This window comes from Leptospira weilii serovar Ranarum str. ICFT (assembly GCF_000332415.1).
Classification (GTDB): domain Bacteria; phylum Spirochaetota; class Leptospiria; order Leptospirales; family Leptospiraceae; genus Leptospira; species Leptospira weilii_A.
The window spans coordinates 48,961-66,707 of the sequence record NZ_AOHC02000050.1 but is presented as its reverse complement, the minus strand read 5'-3'; the positions used below and the strand labels follow the sequence as shown (position 1 = coordinate 66,707).

13 protein-coding genes and 1 tRNA gene are annotated in these 17,747 nt (G+C 44.1%); 9 read left to right on the top strand and 5 right to left on the bottom strand.

Translation table 11 applies throughout. The features are described from left to right. Nucleotides 1-2: 2 nt before the first annotated feature. From LEP1GSC060_RS16335 to LEP1GSC060_RS16300, 8 genes are all read left to right on the top strand, one after another. The gene (locus LEP1GSC060_RS16335; RefSeq protein ID WP_003008539.1) at nt 3-1,274 is read left to right on the top strand and encodes an adenylate/guanylate cyclase domain-containing protein; all 1,272 of its coding nucleotides are present in this window, start codon (nt 3-5) and stop codon (nt 1,272-1,274) included. Between the two features lie 217 nt (nt 1,275-1,491). Then, nucleotides 1,492-3,774, top strand: coding sequence for a patatin-like phospholipase family protein (locus LEP1GSC060_RS16330; RefSeq protein WP_003008354.1), 2,283 nt, complete (start codon nt 1,492-1,494; stop codon nt 3,772-3,774). A 66-nt stretch (nt 3,775-3,840) separates the two neighbouring features. Next, nucleotides 3,841-6,504, top strand: a complete 2,664-nt coding sequence (locus LEP1GSC060_RS16325) for a PAS domain-containing sensor histidine kinase (RefSeq protein WP_003008488.1) — start codon at nt 3,841-3,843, stop codon at nt 6,502-6,504. A 5-nt stretch (nt 6,505-6,509) separates the two neighbouring features. Beyond that, nucleotides 6,510-6,971, top strand: coding sequence for a response regulator (locus LEP1GSC060_RS16320; protein ID WP_003008438.1), 462 nt, complete (start codon nt 6,510-6,512; stop codon nt 6,969-6,971). Further along, nucleotides 6,961-8,484, top strand: a complete 1,524-nt coding sequence (locus tag LEP1GSC060_RS16315; protein ID WP_003008595.1) for a hybrid sensor histidine kinase/response regulator — start codon at nt 6,961-6,963, stop codon at nt 8,482-8,484. Before LEP1GSC060_RS16320 ends, LEP1GSC060_RS16315 begins: the two co-directional genes overlap by 11 nt. Before the next feature lie 11 nt (nt 8,485-8,495). Beyond that, nucleotides 8,496-9,713: an EAL domain-containing response regulator gene (locus tag LEP1GSC060_RS16310; protein ID WP_036096867.1), complete on the top strand. Its 1,218-nt coding sequence runs from the start codon at nt 8,496-8,498 to the stop codon at nt 9,711-9,713. A gap of 138 nt (nt 9,714-9,851) precedes the next feature. Beyond that, nucleotides 9,852-10,610: a hypothetical protein gene (locus tag LEP1GSC060_RS16305; RefSeq protein ID WP_036096887.1), complete on the top strand. Its 759-nt coding sequence runs from the start codon at nt 9,852-9,854 to the stop codon at nt 10,608-10,610. A 156-nt stretch (nt 10,611-10,766) separates the two neighbouring features. Continuing rightward, on the top strand, nt 10,767-11,156 hold the full coding sequence (locus LEP1GSC060_RS16300; RefSeq protein WP_036096865.1) for a DoxX family protein: 390 nt from the start codon (nt 10,767-10,769) through the stop codon (nt 11,154-11,156). An 886-nt stretch (nt 11,157-12,042) separates the two neighbouring features. On the opposite strand, the gene LEP1GSC060_RS16295 is transcribed toward LEP1GSC060_RS16300, so the two are convergent. Then, a tRNA-Leu gene (locus LEP1GSC060_RS16295) sits at nt 12,043-12,126 on the bottom strand. Between the two features lie 21 nt (nt 12,127-12,147). Beyond that, nucleotides 12,148-12,552 carry a PaaI family thioesterase gene (locus tag LEP1GSC060_RS16290; RefSeq protein ID WP_000648186.1) on the bottom strand — a complete coding sequence of 135 codons (405 nt, stop codon included), beginning with the start codon at nt 12,550-12,552 and terminating at the stop codon, nt 12,148-12,150. Nucleotides 12,553-12,660: 108 nt separating this feature from the next. Between LEP1GSC060_RS16290 and LEP1GSC060_RS16285 the strand changes: the two genes are divergently transcribed. Beyond that, nucleotides 12,661-14,934 carry a hypothetical protein gene (locus LEP1GSC060_RS16285; RefSeq protein ID WP_230458348.1) on the top strand — a complete coding sequence of 758 codons (2,274 nt, stop codon included), beginning with the start codon at nt 12,661-12,663 and terminating at the stop codon, nt 14,932-14,934. Between the two features lie 393 nt (nt 14,935-15,327). On the opposite strand, the gene LEP1GSC060_RS16280 is transcribed toward LEP1GSC060_RS16285, so the two are convergent. The 3 genes from LEP1GSC060_RS16280 to LEP1GSC060_RS16270 are packed head-to-tail and all read right to left on the bottom strand — an operon-like array spanning nt 15,328 to nt 17,395. Further along, nucleotides 15,328-16,404, bottom strand: coding sequence for a DUF5777 family beta-barrel protein (locus tag LEP1GSC060_RS16280; RefSeq protein ID WP_003008491.1), 1,077 nt, complete (start codon nt 16,402-16,404; stop codon nt 15,328-15,330). After that, nucleotides 16,401-16,973 (bottom strand): YceI family protein, encoded by a 573-nt coding sequence (locus tag LEP1GSC060_RS16275; protein ID WP_003008472.1) that lies wholly within the window; start codon nt 16,971-16,973, stop codon nt 16,401-16,403. Before LEP1GSC060_RS16275 ends, LEP1GSC060_RS16280 begins: the two co-directional genes overlap by 4 nt. After that, nucleotides 16,970-17,395 carry an LIC11213 family lipoprotein gene (locus tag LEP1GSC060_RS16270; protein ID WP_003008604.1) on the bottom strand — a complete coding sequence of 142 codons (426 nt, stop codon included), beginning with the start codon at nt 17,393-17,395 and terminating at the stop codon, nt 16,970-16,972. Before LEP1GSC060_RS16270 ends, LEP1GSC060_RS16275 begins: the two co-directional genes overlap by 4 nt. Between the last annotated feature and the right edge of the window lie 352 nt (nt 17,396-17,747).

Here is a 17,747-nt window from a genome sequence, read left to right as displayed (position 1 = left end):
TCGTGCCAGACAATCCGGAAATCGAAGATTTCAAAAAACAATTCGTTGAAAATCAGAAAGGAATCGAAGACCTCAATCAGAAACTTCATAGAAAAACCAGGGAGGTTGAAATCATCCAGTCCATTTCGGCGGAGATTCTCAATACTCTGGATCTTGAGAAAATTTTCGACCGGATCATGATGGTCATGGATGAAGTTTTCGGTTTCAAACACGCTATGATTCTGATGCTGGAAGAAGGCACCGAATCTCTTAGCGTCAAAGCGAGTCGAGGATACGAAGAAGGCGGCGTGGGCGCCAAGGTTGAATTCGGCCAAGGTGTGATCGGCGTCGTCGCAAAAAGAAAAAAAATCATGCGTATGGTCGGAATTACGACGCAGATGCGTTATGCGGGACAGATCGGACAATCGATGGGAAGGGAGGAGAAGCAGATCGAACTTCCGGGTTTGAAGGACGCAAAAAGTCAGATCGCAATTCCATTGCTCGTCAAAGATAAGTTGCTCGGCGTTTTTGCCGTGGAAAGTTCGGAGATGAACGCATTTAAACTTTTGGATGAAGTGATCCTGAGCGTCGTAGGCAATCAGATCGCGGTAGCGATCGAAAACGCGGCCGCGTATCATACTCAGCAACAATTGTCGGAAGCCTACAGCCGTTTTGTGCCGAAGGAATTGTTGCCACTTCTCAGTAAAAAGTCGATTTTGGAAGTCCAATTGGCCGATCAAACGGAAGGTTTGATGACGGTGATGTTCTCCGACATTCGCGGTTTTACGACACTTTCCGAAAAGATGACTCCGAGCGAGAATTTTCGATTTATCAACGATTATTTGGGAATGATCGCCCCCGTGATTCGGGAGCATAACGGTTTTATCGATAAGTTTATCGGAGATGCGATTATGGCGATCTTTCCGGCCCGCGCGGAAAATGCGGTCGAGGCGGCTTTAGCGATGTTAGATGCGCTTAAGAAATTCAACGAACTTCGAAAAAATCAAAACCAGGATCCCATCGATATCGGCATTGGAATTCATACGGGTCACTTGATGCTCGGAATTATAGGCCATGAAAATCGTATGGAAGGAACCGTTATCGGTGATAGCGTAAATCTTGCTTCTCGAATCGAAGGCCTAACGAAACAGTTCGGATGTTCGATCATTGCGAGTGAAGTTACGATTGCTTCTCTTCGGGATGCGAGTCGTTTTGCACATTCGTTTTTGGACGAGGTAACCGTAAAAGGAAAGTCTCAGCCGATCAAGGTTTATAAAATCGAAAATCGCGTATAACTCAACTCCGAACGATTTTTGCGGATTGAAAGCACGTTACTGATCGGATTAGCGATCAGCGGATAGATTGTTAGAGATCAGTGGACAGAAATCAGGGTTCAGAGGGATTTTTCTGAATAGGGCGATTAGACTTTAAAAAAGGTTAGTTCCTTATCTCTGAAAATTTCCTGAAATCGGATCCCTGAAATCTGACACCTAGTACCCGTCTATTAAGAATATGGAACGCGCTCAGTCTAAGAAAAAAATTCTAAAACGATTACGGGACTTTCGTACCAAAACCTCCTCCGCATTTCCGGCATGGAAAGATTCCAAGGAAGAGGACGTTCTAATAAAACGCCTGAACATAACACAATGGAATTCGAATGTATCCGTTCGGAAGCCGGTTCCCGGTTCCTTGTGCCTGATTCTGACCGGAAAACTCCAAGAAACTCTTTTGAATACTGAGGAAAAACATTGGCTCCTTAGGGAATTGTTTCCGGGGGATTATTTTTTATTTCAACCGGATAAGATATTACATTCCGGAATATCAGAAATTCTTTATATACTTCCGGACGATTTGACTCGGATCGTTTCCAAACTTCCGAACTGGAAAAAGTGGATCGAGGATATCAATAAGGAGAACCATCTCTTTCACGTATCCAAACTCAGGCCCTCCAAAAAAGAACTGATGGCCTTCCTTTCCTCCGTGGAACTTTTGTTTCATCTGGATAAGGTCACTCTTTCCAATTTGGAATCCAGAATGGAATGGCTCGCGATTCCCGGAGGGGAAGTCCTACTCAAACAGGGAGACGTCGGCGACTCGATGTACATCCTCGTTTCCGGGCGGTTGTCCTGGACGGTGCGTTCCAATCACGGGGAAATTCTCGCACAAGGAGAACTCGGCAAAGGGGACATCATCGGTGAAATGTCGTTACTCAGCGGAGATAAAAGATCCGCGACCGTCGTGGCTTTGAGAACCAGTCAAGTGGTTCGGATTTCAAGAGAGGACTTTCGTAAAAGTTTTGCAAATTCACCGGAAGCGATCTTTCAAATTACGGGAACCATCGTACATCGATTGGGAACGGAGAGAAATCAGGAGTATCGAAAGGGCAATTCCGTCAGAACCGTTTCGGTTTTTCCGTTGAATACGATCCCCGAGGAATTTTACCGTTCTCTTCAAAACGGTCTCAAGAATTTCGGAAAAACAATATTATTGGATTCTAATGTTTTTGGAAAACGGATCGGTTCTAGGGAAGGTAAAAAAAATCCTAAAAAAACCGATCCGTATCGAATCGGAGATCTCGTAAACCGGTTTTACGAACTCGAAAAAGATTACGATAAACTCATATTCAAAACCGATACGCGCAATCCCGGTTGGAGGGAAACCTGTTTTCGTCAATCGGATCGAATTCTAATCTTAATCGATCCGAAGTTGCCGATCGCCTTGGAATACGAGGAAGTAAATTCCATGTTACCCGAAGAAATTCAAAAGGAACTCGTGTTCTTGATCGATTCCGACTTTACCGATTGGAAAAAGATAGAATCGGTTTTACTGAAATTTCCTTCGATTTCCCACTGTATTTTACGCAGGGATGTGAGCGCGGACTTCGGAAGATTGTCCAGAAGGCTCACCGGTAAGAGTATCGGAGTCGCGCTTTCCGGCGGAGGCGCTAAGGGATTCGCACATCTCGGACTTTTAAAGTGTTTCGAGGAGAACGATGTTCCCGTGGATATGATTTCGGGAACGAGCGCGGGAGCGATCATGGGCGGTTTGTTTGCGATGGGACTCGGTTCTTCCGATATCCTGCCTCTGATCCGAAACTTTTGGTTGGATCGAAACATACTCGGAGACTTTACGTTTCCGTTCGTCTCTTTGGTAAGAGGAAAAAGATATTCGCAGGCCATTCACGAATTTTTCAAAGACAGAAACATAGAAACGCTTCCCATTCCTTTTTATGCGATTGCTTGCAACTTAACGAAAGCCGAAAGAAAAGTTTTTGACAGAGGTTTGTTATGGAAGGCCGTTCGAGCCAGCACTTCCATTCCGGGAATTTTTCCGCCTTTTTCCGAAAACGGGGAGTTGTTTGTGGACGGCGGTTTACTCGACAACCTTCCGGGTTCCATTTTGAAAGAAAGAGGGGCCGGGATTTTGATCTCGGTCGATTTGGGTGGAGGAGGGCAGGTCGATAAGGATGGGACGTATCATAATCTGCTCGGACCTCAGTATTTGGGAGAGGCTCCGTCTTTTTTCAATTTATTATTTCATCATCTAAAAAGAACGAGTTTAAAAACAAAGTATACTGGATTTGCAGAAATCATGATGCGTTCCATGATGTTGTCCAGCAAGAACAGTCGGAACCGGACTCGGAATAACTCCGACTTGTACATCGAACTTCCCGTAGGAGGGTATTCCACTTTCGATTGGGATCAGTTTCAAAAATTATACGAGATCGGATACGAGACGGGAAGAAAAAAAGTTCATATTTGGAAAAACGAAATTAAGAAAAAACTAAATTCGTAAATTCTCATTTTTTAATTGAAATTCTTCTCATAAAGAAGTTAGAATTGTCCTCCTTCGGCGATCGTTATGCAACCCTCAGGAATCCAATCCTTGGAAGAATTCTCTTCGGAGTTTTCCTCCTTTCAAGAGCAGATCTGCATACTCGAAGAACGTCCTTCCGGAAAAATCATCCTATCGAAAGAGTGCGTTCGATTTTGGGGATTTAAAGGATTCGATCGCGAACCGGATACGTTTCCCTCTTTTTTGTTTCATCTCCACGGAAAGGTTCGGGACTACGCGGACTTTACGGAAAAAGTTCTTTTAAAACACATTCAAGATTCGGAATATTTTGATACACTTTTTGTCGATAATCATATTCTACGTTTTTTTTGGAAAACGGTAAAGGAAGGCGAAACGACATATCGTCTTTATACGTTTGAAGTTTTGGCCGGGGAACACGAGGAGGGAAGTCCGATCGTAGAATCCATTTTTTACAGACTTCCGGAACCCGCGTTTTTATTCGATCCGACCACTTTACGTTTTCTTGCCGTAAACGACGCGGCGGTTTATCTCTACGGGTTTTCCAGGAAAGAATTTTCTTCTATGAATCTGTTGGACATTCGTTCGGAAGAGGATCGCACCGATATGGAAACGTTGATTCAAAATTACGCGCAGGAAACGGGAATTCGATCCAGAGGAGTTTGGAGACATTGGAGAAAGGATAAAAAATTTATTTACGTGAAAATCACGGCGAACCGAATTCCGTTCGGGGATTCCTTCGCGGTTTTGGCGATTTTGACGAACGTTTCCGAAACGATAGAAACCTCGTACGCCTTAAAACAAAGCCGCTCCGAAAAACAATCCGTTATCGAAAGTATGTCGGATCGATATTTTGCGCTTTCCAAAGACTGGAGATTTATTTCCGCGAACCGGCAATCCCTAATTACATTAGGAAAATCTAAAGAAGAATTGATCGGCAGAAACATCTGGGATTTGTATCCGGTGCCCGAGGCTCTGTTTTTTCGGGACAAGTACGAACTTGCGGTCCGAACCGGAAAACCGCTTACTTTCGAATATAAAATCGCCGAAACCGGAAACGTGATTGAGTTCAGGGTTTTTCCTTTTGAGGAAGGGATTTCCGTTTTTTTTCAGGACATCACTGAAAAAAGAAGAAGAGATACGAAACAGAATATTCTTAAAGAAATTTCCTTAAAAATCCCGAAAGCGTCGAGTGTAAAAGAATCATTCGAGATTCTTTTTGAAACGATCTGTAAGGAAACCTCTTGGAGTTTTGCCCAAACCTGGAGATTTCAAAACGGCGCGATCGTTTTGGAGGAGAGTTCTCCCTGGTATTCGGCCGATGCGATTTTTTTGCGGTATAGAATCGCTTGTTTTGAAACCAAGTTTTCTCCCGGAGAAGGAATGATCGGAAAAGTGTTTGCCGCGAAAAAAATCCGTTTTGTCCGGGACGTTCAAAAGGAAAAGGATTTTAAACGGGCGCAATTTGCGATTCAATCCGGAATCCGTTCTTGGATTGCGATTCCCTTACGGACGGGACACGAAACTTACGTTCTGGAGTTCTGTACTCGGACCGAATTCGATTCAGAAAATTCTTATATTCAAATGTTTGAATTGATTTCGGATCAGATCGAGGTTTTGTTTAAAAACAAGGAATCGGAAGAGGAAAAAGATCATTTTTTTAAATTATCCGGGGATATGTTCCAGATTTCCACACTGGGCGGGCAGATTATAGAACGGAATCACGCTTGGGAGGAAGTTTTGGGTTATACTTCGGAAGAATTGAACGGGATCGATTCCATGGAAATCGTTCATCCGGACGATAGGGATAAGATGTCGGAGGCCCTCGTCGAGGTTCGAAAGCACGGAAAAAATCTTTCGGTTGCGCTTCGATATATCACCAAACACGAGCAGACGAAAACGATTCTCTGGAAGACGATCGTTTCTCCGGAACACCGACTCGTTTACAGTACGGGAAAAGATATCACCGAAATTCAAGAAACTCAACTCAAGCTGGAGAATATGACTAAAGAGCTTCAACGATCGAACGCCGACTTGGAGGATTTCGCTTTTATTGCGTCTCACGATCTTCAGGAACCTCTGCGAAAAATCATGGCTTTCGGAGATCGTCTTTTGAAAAAAACGTCCGATTTGGATTCCGAATCCGTGGACTATATTCAAAGAATGTCTTCTTCCGCGCATCGATTGTCCAACTTGATCGAAGGTCTTTTGTCGTATTCTCGGATTAAGACCAAGGCCAAACCGTTCCAGTTCGTCGACTTAAGCAATATCTTAAAGGATTCCATCGGCGATTTGGAAATTTATATCAAAGAAAAAAACGCGAAGGTCTTAGGTTCCAAGATCGGTTATACTTGGTGCGACCCGTTTCAGATGGGAACGGTTTTTCAAAATCTAATCAAAAACGGAATCAAGTTCAATCGGAGTGAAATACCCGAAGTTATCATTCAGTGTGTCGCACATCCCACGGCGCAGAACCGGATTCAAATTACCTTTTCCGATAATGGAATCGGTTTTGACAAAAGGCACGGGGATAAGATATTTACGCTCTTTCAAAGACTCCATAGCCGGGAAGATTATGACGGAAACGGAATCGGTCTTGCGGTTTGTAAAAAAATTATTGAACTTCACGGAGGAAGAATTTACGCCGAAAGCGTTTTAAGGAAAGGTTCCACGTTTTATGTGGATCTTCCGGGTTCTTTCGCGTCGGATTAAAAAGTATGAAAGCGGAAATTAAAAATCGGAATTCGATTCATATACTCGTTGCCGAGGATGATCCGGACGATCGTCTATTGATGAAGGACGGTTTTAGGGAGAATAATCTCATCAATCCCTTACATTTTGTGAAGGACGGGGAGGAATTATTCGAGTTCCTTCAAAACAAAGGAGAATATTCTGATATTCTTAAATACCCGAGACCTGGAATCATTCTTTTGGATCTGAATATGCCCAGAATGGACGGAAGAGAAGTTTTAAAAACGATCAAGTCCTCCGCGAAGTTCAAAACGATTCCGGTCATCGTTCTTACGACTTCCAGAGAGGAGGAGGATATGTTTCAAACTTACGATCTGGGTGCAAACTCGTTCATTCGAAAACCGGTGGAGTTCGGCGCGTTTATGGAAACGATTCGAACCTTGGGAGAATATTGGCTGGAAATCGTGGAGCTTCCCGTTGTTCAGTGACGATTTATCGGACGAGGTTTCGGTTTGTCTGATCGAAGACGACGAAGAGGATTTCGTTCTTTTTAAGGCATATCTGGACGAAATTCCGTTCCCCAAATACAAACTGACTCGTTTTAAGGACGCTCAGAGCGCTTTTGCCGATTTAAAAACCGATCCTTCCAAATATAAGATTTATGTAATCGATCATTTTTTAGGATCGCAAATCGGATTAGAAATCTTGCATGAGATTCGTACGATCGCGGGTTCCGTTTCTGCGGTTTTGATTTCGGGGATATCGAAAGAGGAAATGGAAACGATCTCAAAAGAAGCGGGATTTCAGGGTTATCTGGAAAAGAAAAATCTTTCCGCGTTTACTCTATCAAAAACGTTGTTTGCCGTTTTGAAGGAAAGGGAAGAGTCGACGGAGAATCGTTCGGACGTTTTTCTTTTGAGGATGGAAGTCATATCCCGATTTTCCGGAGGAATCGCTCACGATTTTAATAATATTCTAAACATCATCATCGCAAACCTGGATATGTTGGAGATGCAGTGTAAGGATCAACCGGACGTTTTGAATCGGATTCGTTCCGCACAAAATGCGGTTATGCGAGGCGCGGAGGTAAATAAGAAGTTACTGAATTTTTCCAGAAAACAATCCCTGCAACCGGAGGTCGTGGACCCGAATCGGTTGATCGCCGATTATTTGGAAAAATCCAAGGACGTTTTTCCGGAGAACGTTCAAGTGACGTTCGAACCCGGTTCGGGTGGTGATCTTTGCCGGATCGATCCGGGCGAATTTGCGAATTGTCTTATGAACTTACTTCAAAACGCAAAGGAAGCTCTTGAAGAATCCGGAGGAAAAATTTTGATCGAAACCGATACGATCGTCTTAAATTTTAAAGATAAGTCGCTGGGTTTAAAGGAAGGAAATTATTTTCTACTGAGGGTTGCGGACAACGGGAGAGGAATGGATGCGAACCTATTCGATAAAATTTTTGAACCTTTTTTCAGCACAAAACAAAAAGGAAAAAATTCCGGACTTGGCCTCCCAATGATCTTCGGCTTCGTAAAAAGAAGCGACGGACGAATCGTCTTTGATTCCCACTCGGGGGTGGGTTCGGATTTTTATATTTATCTTCCGATTGAACAACTAAAATCAAATCCTAATTTTGTAACCGTCAAATCCTCCGAAAAGCCGAAGGAAATTTTTTATTTTTCGGACGAAGGAGAATCTTCAAGGAGAGCGTCTTATATCTTTCGGAGATTTGGATATCGGGTTTTTCGTTTTAAAGACTTAAACGTTTTTGAATCTTATCTTTCCAAGGTAGGTTCGGAAGCCGTATTGCTTTCGGAAACCTGGCGAGAGGATTTTTCGAAGTGGACCGAGATTGTGATGAACGCGCAAGGATCCGGCTTGAAAGCGAGAGTTTATTGTTTTTATTCTTCGATCGACGCATACAAATCGAAAAATTTCGTTTATATCCCTTGGCCGATATCTCGAAAATCTCTTGAGAATCATTTCGGTATATTATAATTTAGCCATCCATGAGTCAGCTTGCATCGCCCAATCTATTGATTTTAGACGACGAGGAGGAAATCGCGGGAATCCTCGGGGATCTTGCCAAACAATGCGGTTTTGAAGTTACGGTCACGCATGAGGCCGGAGTATTTTTCGAAAAATTGAGCGAGAATACCGAACATATCATTTTGGATCTCATGATTCCCGGCGTGGACGGAGTCGACGTTTTACGGATGTTATCCGGAAAAAAAGTTTCCGTTTCCATCATCCTGATCAGCGGGGCGGATCGAAGAGTTTTACAGAGCGCCGAGGCCCTCGCGATTCAGTACGGATTAAAAATTTCGGGAGTTCTTGAAAAGCCGATTCGAATTCAAGAATATCAGAAAGTTCTTATGGGACTTATTTCCGATCAAAAGAAAAACGAATCTTCGAACACTTTTGCTCCCGCAAAAAAAACCTCTAAGGAACCGCCGTCCGCGATCTCCGCCGAAGAAATCGAGATCGCGATTCGAGAAGATCAAATGTTGCTTTTTTATCAACCCAAGATCGATTTTAAAACGGGAACCGTTTCCGGTTTTGAATCCTTGGTGCGCTGGTCTCATCCCGAGCGCGGTTTAATTTTTCCGGATTCGTTCATTCCGACTTTGGAATCGTATCCGAGTCTGATGGACGCGATGACCGAAAAACTGATTCTTCAGGCCCTCTCTCAGTGTTCGGTTTGGAACAAACAATTTCCGGGGATCGCCGTTGCGGTTAACGTTTCTCCCGTGAGTATGAACAAGCTGATTCTCCCCGAAACCATTTCCAAGATGATAGAAGGTTTCGGTCTGAAGAACAATCAGTTGATCGTTGAAGTTACGGAAACTCAGTTATTGGAAAATATCATATCGACCTTGGATATTCTGACTCGGATTCGACTTCGAGGGATCGGACTTTCCGTGGATGATTTTGGAATCGGTTATTCTTCCCTGAAACAAATTCATCGTTACCCGTTTACGGAACTCAAGATCGATCGATCTTTTGTGAGTGTGGCTCCGTACGATAAGGAAGCGCTTTTTATCTGTCAGGCCGCGATCGATCTCGGTCATAAACTCGGAATGACGGTCGTTGCGGAAGGGATTGAAACCGCCGAGGTGGGAGAGTTGATGAAAAAACAAGGTTGTGATAAAGGGCAGGGATATTTTTACAGCAAACCTATGCCTGCGAACGCGACCTTACCGTTTTTATCCACGTTTAAGTGCTAAACGATTTGCGAGCGGTTGAAAGTTTGTCCGATTGTGAAAGTGTCGGGACAAGTTTTATTTTTTTTCGTACTTTGTATCTCGTTTAGAGAGTCATTTTCTAGTTTACTCCAACCGAAAGAATTCGATTCTTCCGGTTGTATGAAAAATTTTCTTCAGGACCCGGATTTTCCGATTTTAATCCGAGCCTATCGTTCTTCCTTGATCCGACGCTATTCGACTTCCAATTTGGAACGTTATCCGGAATTGAAAGTACTTCCAAGATCTGTCGTCGATACTCTTTTAAAATATTTTTTAGAGCTTCTTTATCCGGAATACAAGGGTAGAGTTTTGTTGGACGCAGCTTTTCATTCCCTTGCCGGTTTTGTACATAGCCCTTCCAAGGTTTTCGGTTTGATCGGCTCCTTAGGCGCCGCCGCTTTCAGTTTCGGAAGACATTTAGGCGCCGCGTTTAAGACGGGTTTTGCGGCCCTAAATTCTTATCTTACGGCAAGACATTTTGAAACCCTAATGTTCGAATTCACAAAAGAAGAATTGAGATCGGGGAACGATCCGGAAGACCCGATCGTCTTTGATAGAATCCTTTCTCGGATTCCCAAAAAAGAAGCGGACCAATTTAGAAAGGATATCGTGAAACTCTTTGAAACTCTTTCCAATAGGGAACTTTTAAACAAGATCGTTTTGATGATGAAAACGATCGTTTCCAAAATGGAAAACAAACCGAAAATTTATACTCCCGAAGACGTCGAAGGAATCCGTCTCGGTCTCGTAATATTACAAAAAGGCGAGGAGCTTTTTCAAGGGCTTTCCGATCCGGAAATGAAATTGATCCTAACCTCGATCGATCGAATCGAATCCGACTTTTTCGAAGACGCTCTGAAAAGAAACAAACGAGTTTGAACCGATTTTTGATTCGGATTGTAACCTTTACCGGGTTCCATTAAAAAACGGAAATCAATCGATTCTTTATTTTATGATTTTACGTTTTTCTAAAAAGTCCTTGCGAGGAGGTTCCGGATTCGTTAGAATTAAGGTTCTTAAAGTGGAGTAAAGTCTATGAAAAAATTCTTTGATTGGACGGCACGGATTGTTGCAATTGTGATTCTGATTCCGGCGTTTTACTTTAAACTTTCCGGTACGGATCGTTCCGTCGCTACGTTTACGGCTTTGGACGCCGAACCGTTCGGGCGTTATATCGTCGGCTTTTTCGAGTTAGGCGTCGTATTTTTATTGTTACTCCCGCAGACGAGTTGGTTAGGCGCGATGATTACGACGGTAATCATGATAGGAGCGATCGGTTCTCATATTTCCGTGCTCGGTTTTCAGGGTGATATGGGAGTTTCTTTTTTATTGGCCATCGTCGTTCTTATTTGTTGCGTAACCGAGTTGATCGCGAGTAAGGACAGAAATCCGATTTTTACGAGAATACTTTCGAACAAAGGTTAGTTTGTAAGTATATTTTAACTTTGTTATATTGATAACGCGAGTTCTGACGACTCACGTTATCCGCGCTTTTCTTCGTTCCGGATTGAAGTTTTTAATTTTTTACCGGTTGTTCTTTTTCCCCGCGACAGGGATGTGAAAGGCGCGTTAGCGTCTCGAGGTCATACTTTATGTTTTTTGATTTTAAAGGAATTTGCGAGAGATGAGTCGCTTTGCGACGAACCTGGAACCAGCCCGGTCCTGCCAAGTTCTATGAGATTTTGGATTTCAGAAACGGCCGCAGGAGTCGCCCCGCAAATTGAGAAGGATTTTGGAATCAGGGTTCAGTTACGTTTTCCTAATAGAGGGATCAGACTTTAACAAAGTATGATTTTTCTATTTCTGTAAATGATTCTGAACTTTGATTTCTGAAATCTATTCACTAGAATGTTCCGACAAGAATGAAGTTTTTTACTTGCAAAAAGTATGATTTTCTGATAGAGAAAAACCTCCGAGTCTTCCCACCGCCTCTCCCCTCCACCCAAAACGCGGGGGAAACTAAAGCACAACGCGGGGCGACTCGCCGTTACGCAGTCTCACATCCTGTTCGACTTGGCTCCACGGCGTCTCGCTCGTTCCTCAGGACATCCTGTCCTTCGGTCGCGTTTGTTTACGCTCTCTAAGGATCGCTACAAACGCTCTTCTCGCTCGCTTCGAGTCCTATTCGTTTGTTGTTTTAAATCTTGCCGATGGGGCGACTCGAACCGACACAGAGTTGCCCCCGGTGGATTTTGAATTTACTTGAAAAAAAAGAAGATTTTGAATCTTGCCGATGGGGCGACTCGAACCGACACAGAGTTGCTCCCGGTGGATTTTGAATTTACTTGAAAAAAAAGAAGATTTTGAATCTTGCCGATGGTCGGACTCGAACCGACACAGAGTTGCCCCCGGTGGATTTTGAATCCACTGCGTCTACCAGTTTCACCACATCGGCGGTTTGATTGCGAAAGATCGGTCAGTCGTCTACTTCGATGTACTTCCCTTTTCCACGGGCGACGATCTTGCCGATTTCGTTTTCGATTTCCGCTCTGTTTTCGATTACTTTCTTATTTTTCTTCACGAACCATCCGCGTAAATGGAGAGGTTGGTTCACGAAGGCAGGTTGTAAAAATCGAATCGTAAGTTCGCCCGTAGTCGTTTTGAAATTCATGGCTTCGTTGATTTTGACCATGATTTCGTCTAAGATCGTAGATATAATTCCAGGATGAATTACGTCAGGTTGACCTTGGAACTTTTCCGGACAAGTGAAGTCACCGTATGCGGATTGTGTATCTTCATCGAAAGTGATTTTCAATTGAAGTCCGTCCGGATTGTCCGGACTGGATCCAAAACTTAAGTTTGCCCGAACCGAAGCTTTCATAGGTCAGAAATATACTATACATCCATGACGTCAATTACAAAAAGAAGTTCGAATGGGTTTAAGATTGGCATCCGGTTTGGTCGATTTTTAGAACAGTAACTCCTCTCCATGACAACACTCCTATTATTCATGTTAGGTCTTTTATCCGCCGGAGCGGGGGCTTATACTTTATTCAAAGACAAACCTGCTCCGAAAGATTCCGATTCCGGAAAGTCTTCTTCGGGCGGCGGGGCGGCGGCAGGTCGTAGCGGCGGTGACTCTAATGTTCGAGGAGATAGGGGAAAAGAAATTCCGATTTCTTTTCCGGACGGTGGATCTTCCGGATCTCAGACGGGCGGTCCTCCGACCCAAACAGGGCAAGGACCTTCGCCTCAGGGCGGAACAGGGCAGCAGCCTTTGCCCGCGGGCGAACCTAAACTTGGAAAAGAAGATTCTCAAAAGCACAAAGAAGAATTTCCGGGTCTTCGTAAAAAGCCTAAGTTAAATCTGAAGAATAAAGTCGACGATATCATTCGCAATAATTCTAAATTTGCAAATCACCGTCGCCCTCTCATCAATGCCGAGGCTCTGGTTGATAAGGAAAGTTTTAACGGTGCATTAGAAATTTATAAAAGAACCAAAACTCGAGTTCCGGATGAAGAGATCCGGAAAAAAATTCAGGAGAATATCGATCAGATCCAAGATCATCTCGAAAACGACGATGAAGACGTGTATCGCCCCGATCATTTTGGCGGACCTCCGATTCCTTTGGGTGATCTCGTTCGAGCCATCAGGGACATCAGTGATTCGTTAGGCGATACGATTGCCAAAGGATTTTCGCATTCGATTCCCCTTCCTCTTTCTCCTTTGGATCCGGGTGCGATTTCGGGATCCTCCGATACCACCGGTCCCGTTTCTTATCAGATTTTTAGTCCAGGACCTCCTTTGCCTCCGGAAGAGCCGATTCCACTTCCAAGCCCCGGAACCGGAGAGAAATCTTTTCCCTCCAGTGGTGGCGGATCTGGCGGAAGTCCCGGCGCTGGATCGGGTGGTGTGGGAACTCCCTCCAGTGGTGGCGGATCTGGCGGAAGTCCCGGCGCTGGATCGGGTGGTGTGGGAACTCCCTCCGGTGGTGGCGGATCTGGCGGAAGTCCCGGCGCTGGACCGGGTGTTGTGGGAACTCCCTCCGGCGTCGGTGGTGGATCTGGCGGAAGTCCGGGTGCTGGATCGGGTGTTGTGGGAACTCCCTCCGGTGGTGGTGGATCTGGCGGAAGTCCGGGTGCTGGATCGGGTGTTGTGGGAACTCCCTCCGGTGGTGGTGGATCTGGCGGAAGTCCTGGCGCTGGATCAGCCTATGCGGAACCGAGTGCGATGGATCTTCCGGACGATACTTTCTTTTCCGAAGAGTGGGAGAAGTTTAAGGATTTGCCCCTGGTGGATCGCAGAACGGGAGAAAGTAGGAGGTCCGGTCCGGATCGTCGCGGGGCAAACTCAAATCGAAAGGATCGAAGACAAGACGAGGATCGAAGAAAGGAAGATCTTTTTAAACTAAGAGACGAATATCTCAAACAAAAAGAAGAGCAAAAAAAAAGAGAACGAGAAGAAACGAGCTCCCAGAACCAAGAGGCGATTGATTATGATTATTTACCCGAAAGAGACGACCTACCTCCGTTTTTAGCTCCCATCCTCCCAAAGATTGAACTCGTACCGATTCGACTTCCGGATCCTCAGGATAAAACGGTGCGACCTTTGGAAGAAAAACCGCCGGAGGTTCCCAGTTCGGCTCCGTCGGGAGAGCTTCGGCTGGAAGCTCCCGCGAGTTCGGAGGCTCCGGAAAAAGAGTCAAAACCATTAGAACTTCCTAAAATAGGTCTTCCGGAACCCGAATATCAGAAGGCGGGAGAAACGACAACTCCTGAAATTCCTCATCTAGCGCCTGAATCCGGCGGCGCACCGGATGAGACGCCTGAAATAGAGGTTCTTGAGGGAGGTCTTGAACCTCTCGGCGAGGAAACCGAGGAGGAAGCGGGAAGCGGAGGGGATGGATCCGGAGAGGGTTCGAAGGAAGAAGAACCGAGGATGATCCACGGGATACTGGAGTTAAAACCTCCGGAAGTGGACGACGCACCGTTTTTGACTCTTACCTACGATTTCGATAAAATTCCGCACGCGTTTAAACTTTCAAAGAATTACAGTATTATGGAATACTCATACTATAAATACAAACCGATGCTCGTCAAAGCGCAGGAATTTGCGAGAAGGAAAATGTTGAAAAACGCCCTGAATTATTATAGAGTCATCAAGTCCCAGAATATTCCTCCCGAACTCAGAAAAATGATCAATCGAAACATTAAGGATATTACCGAGTTTATGGAAAAATATCTTATGGCAAAGGGCGGTTAACGTTTCGAGAACTTCCGCATTTTTTACGGAGAACTCGAGTCGATTACTAACGGCGATTTCCGCCGATGGTCCGATAAAAATCATACTTTTTACTTGCAAAAAGTATGATTTTCTAATAGAGAAAAGCGCCTTTTTCGCCGCCCGCACCGATTTGAAAAACTCTTAAAAGACCTGGTAAGGTTCATTCCAATACACGTTGGATGAAAATTTTACTCAAGGATCCGTCTTAAAACTTCATTAGAGTTGTTGAAAAATTCAATTGTCGCGATTAACAAAACCGCTTCAATCGTCCGTTTCAATAAAACAAAAACAAATGGAGAATTAATTTTTCAACAACTCTATTTCCATTTTGAAAAGGTTTTGTCTTGTTTTGATCCGTTACGATGGGTATTCTCAATCGGTTTTCGGATCGGAAGAGTGATCCGAACTTTCCAAAGAAAAATAACGATGGATGTTAAAACCCAAGGTCCATTCTTTTTTGTCGTAATCGAAATCGGCGCCTCGTAACAACTGAGTGTGCGCGATGGATCGGCTGTTCGTAACGAACAACTGAAAGACATGACCTCCCGTTTCAAAGTCCACCCCGAAACTCAAGGGAACGGACATGTATTCCACCGGTTTGGAAAGTAGAATGTTGTTAACGATTGCGTCTAACGTTCTTCCGCTCGCGATCAGATCGTTGACTTCGGAAGCGGAATATTCGACTCCGTTGATTTTTGTTTTTCTGTCTTCTGCGGCGTAAGAATCTCCGATATAATCCCGTTTCGGAGTGAGGATCGTTCCGAATGTGAAATCCAGACGTTTGAAAAGATGAATTCTAAACGAAACGTCTAATCCGGTTCGATCGTTGGAAAGATGATCTTTGACGAAGTTTCTATGAACGAACATCGGGGAAAGTTGTAGAGAAAAAAGATCGCCGAACCTTCTGGAAATCAAAAAGGAAGCCAACGTACTTTGTCGATCCGAATCGGTAAGTTCGTAAGTATTCAACCGTTTGCCCGCTTCGGAATCAAAACCGGGATAACCGGTCGAAACCTTGAGATAAGGACCGTAAAATCGATTTTGTTTTTCGGTTTCTTGTCCGAAAACACCGAAAAAACTCACCGTAACCGGAAAGCCGGAGTCTTGAGTCAACAGTCGAATCTTTCCTCTCGCTTCGTATGTTTTTTGAAACGAAGTCCTTGCGATACCGATCGTGATCCGATCGGTAAGACCGTAATCGAGAGAGAGTTGTGTGTTGGCTCCGTTGTCCAAACCCGCAAAATCGTAAGAAGTGGATTTAGCGCTGCCAAAACGGTGATTGATTCTAAAATCCAAACCGTTCTTACCTACGTCTTCGGTGCTCGGCATGTGGATGAGACTGCTTCCTAAGAATGCGGACTTCCTCTGTTCCTGTCCGAATAAGGCGAAAGAAAAAGAGATCAACAGAATAAAAAACGGAATTAAGGAAAAGTTGATTTTAAAGTTCATGATTTAAATTGCCATAGAATGGAGGTTTCGATTTTGATTTTTTCATTGAGTTTCAAAATTACTAATTTAGGAATTTCGATTTTAAAATCGCTTAGTAGGATCTCGAAATCCGCGCGGATCCAAAGATCCTTTCCCTTCTCTACGAAGTTCCCTTGAATTCGAACGTTCTTTTTCGTAATTCCGTGTAAGATGAAATCCCCTTCGACGATCACCGTTTTGGAAGATACGTCCCATTTCGAAATGTTTCCGTTAAAGACCACATTCGGAAAACGTTCCGTTTCCAGATAATTCTCGTGCATATGACGGTTCATCAGCCGGTTGGGAACGTTTAAGTCGTTAAGATTGATTTGAAAGGAGAATTTTTTCGATTTCAGATCGGCGTTTCCTTCCGCTTTTTGCAAGGAGCCCCGGATCGTTTCCTGGGGCGCCTCGCTTAAAAAACGAATGTCCGTTTCCTTAACGACCCACTCCTCCGAAAGTTTTTTTTCGGAGCGGAGCGGAGAAAGAAAAAAAAATTGAGCGGTCAGAAAAATTAGGAAAACCGCATATAGGAATCTTTTGAAAATCAAGGATTTGCACCTTTGAGAATCCAACAGTAAACGGCTTTATTGATGGAATCGTTATTGTTGATTCGCATCGATCCCGTATTGATCTTTTGAAAGAGCGCACTGTTTTTGGGATCGTTTACGGTCACTCTGGTTCGAACCGCACTGTAAGAAGTGACGTCGAACCCGGAGGTCGGGTTGCCGGCGTTGTGACAAGTGGCGCAGGTGCTCGTTCCCGCCTGATTTAACGTGGAGAATGCGGGGGCCGCATCGGTACAATCCGCGTTTGTAGGCTCTTTCAAAGGCGCCGACGAGTTCAAAAGTAAAGCCAGGAACTTTAAGGAATCTTCCTCGTCCGAACTTTTTTCATTTTGACAACTCCACAGAACGGAACAGAGACAAAAAATCAGAATTCCAATTTGAAACGGTTTACGAATTTCTTTCATAAAACTCTCCCTTAAAAAACGAATTTACAATAAATGAGATCACCGTTTGCGAATTTCAATCTCATAATGAACCTGAAGTTCAAAAATAAAAAATTTGGAATCCAAATTTTCGAAAGAAAATTGTCTTTTTTTTGCAGGATTCGAATCTTCTTTTTCCCTGAAACATTTCAACCGATTCCACTCGACGTGACCGAACCCTGAAAAACCCGTAGATAACGTGTGTTTGGCGGTTGAAATCTTGGGCGAATCCGGCCTAACGGCCGGACCGCGCTTTCTGCTCTGATCAACAAATTGACGATCGGCTTGAAAAACGAAATCCTTTCGTCATTCCAATTTGTTGATCTCGCTTCAA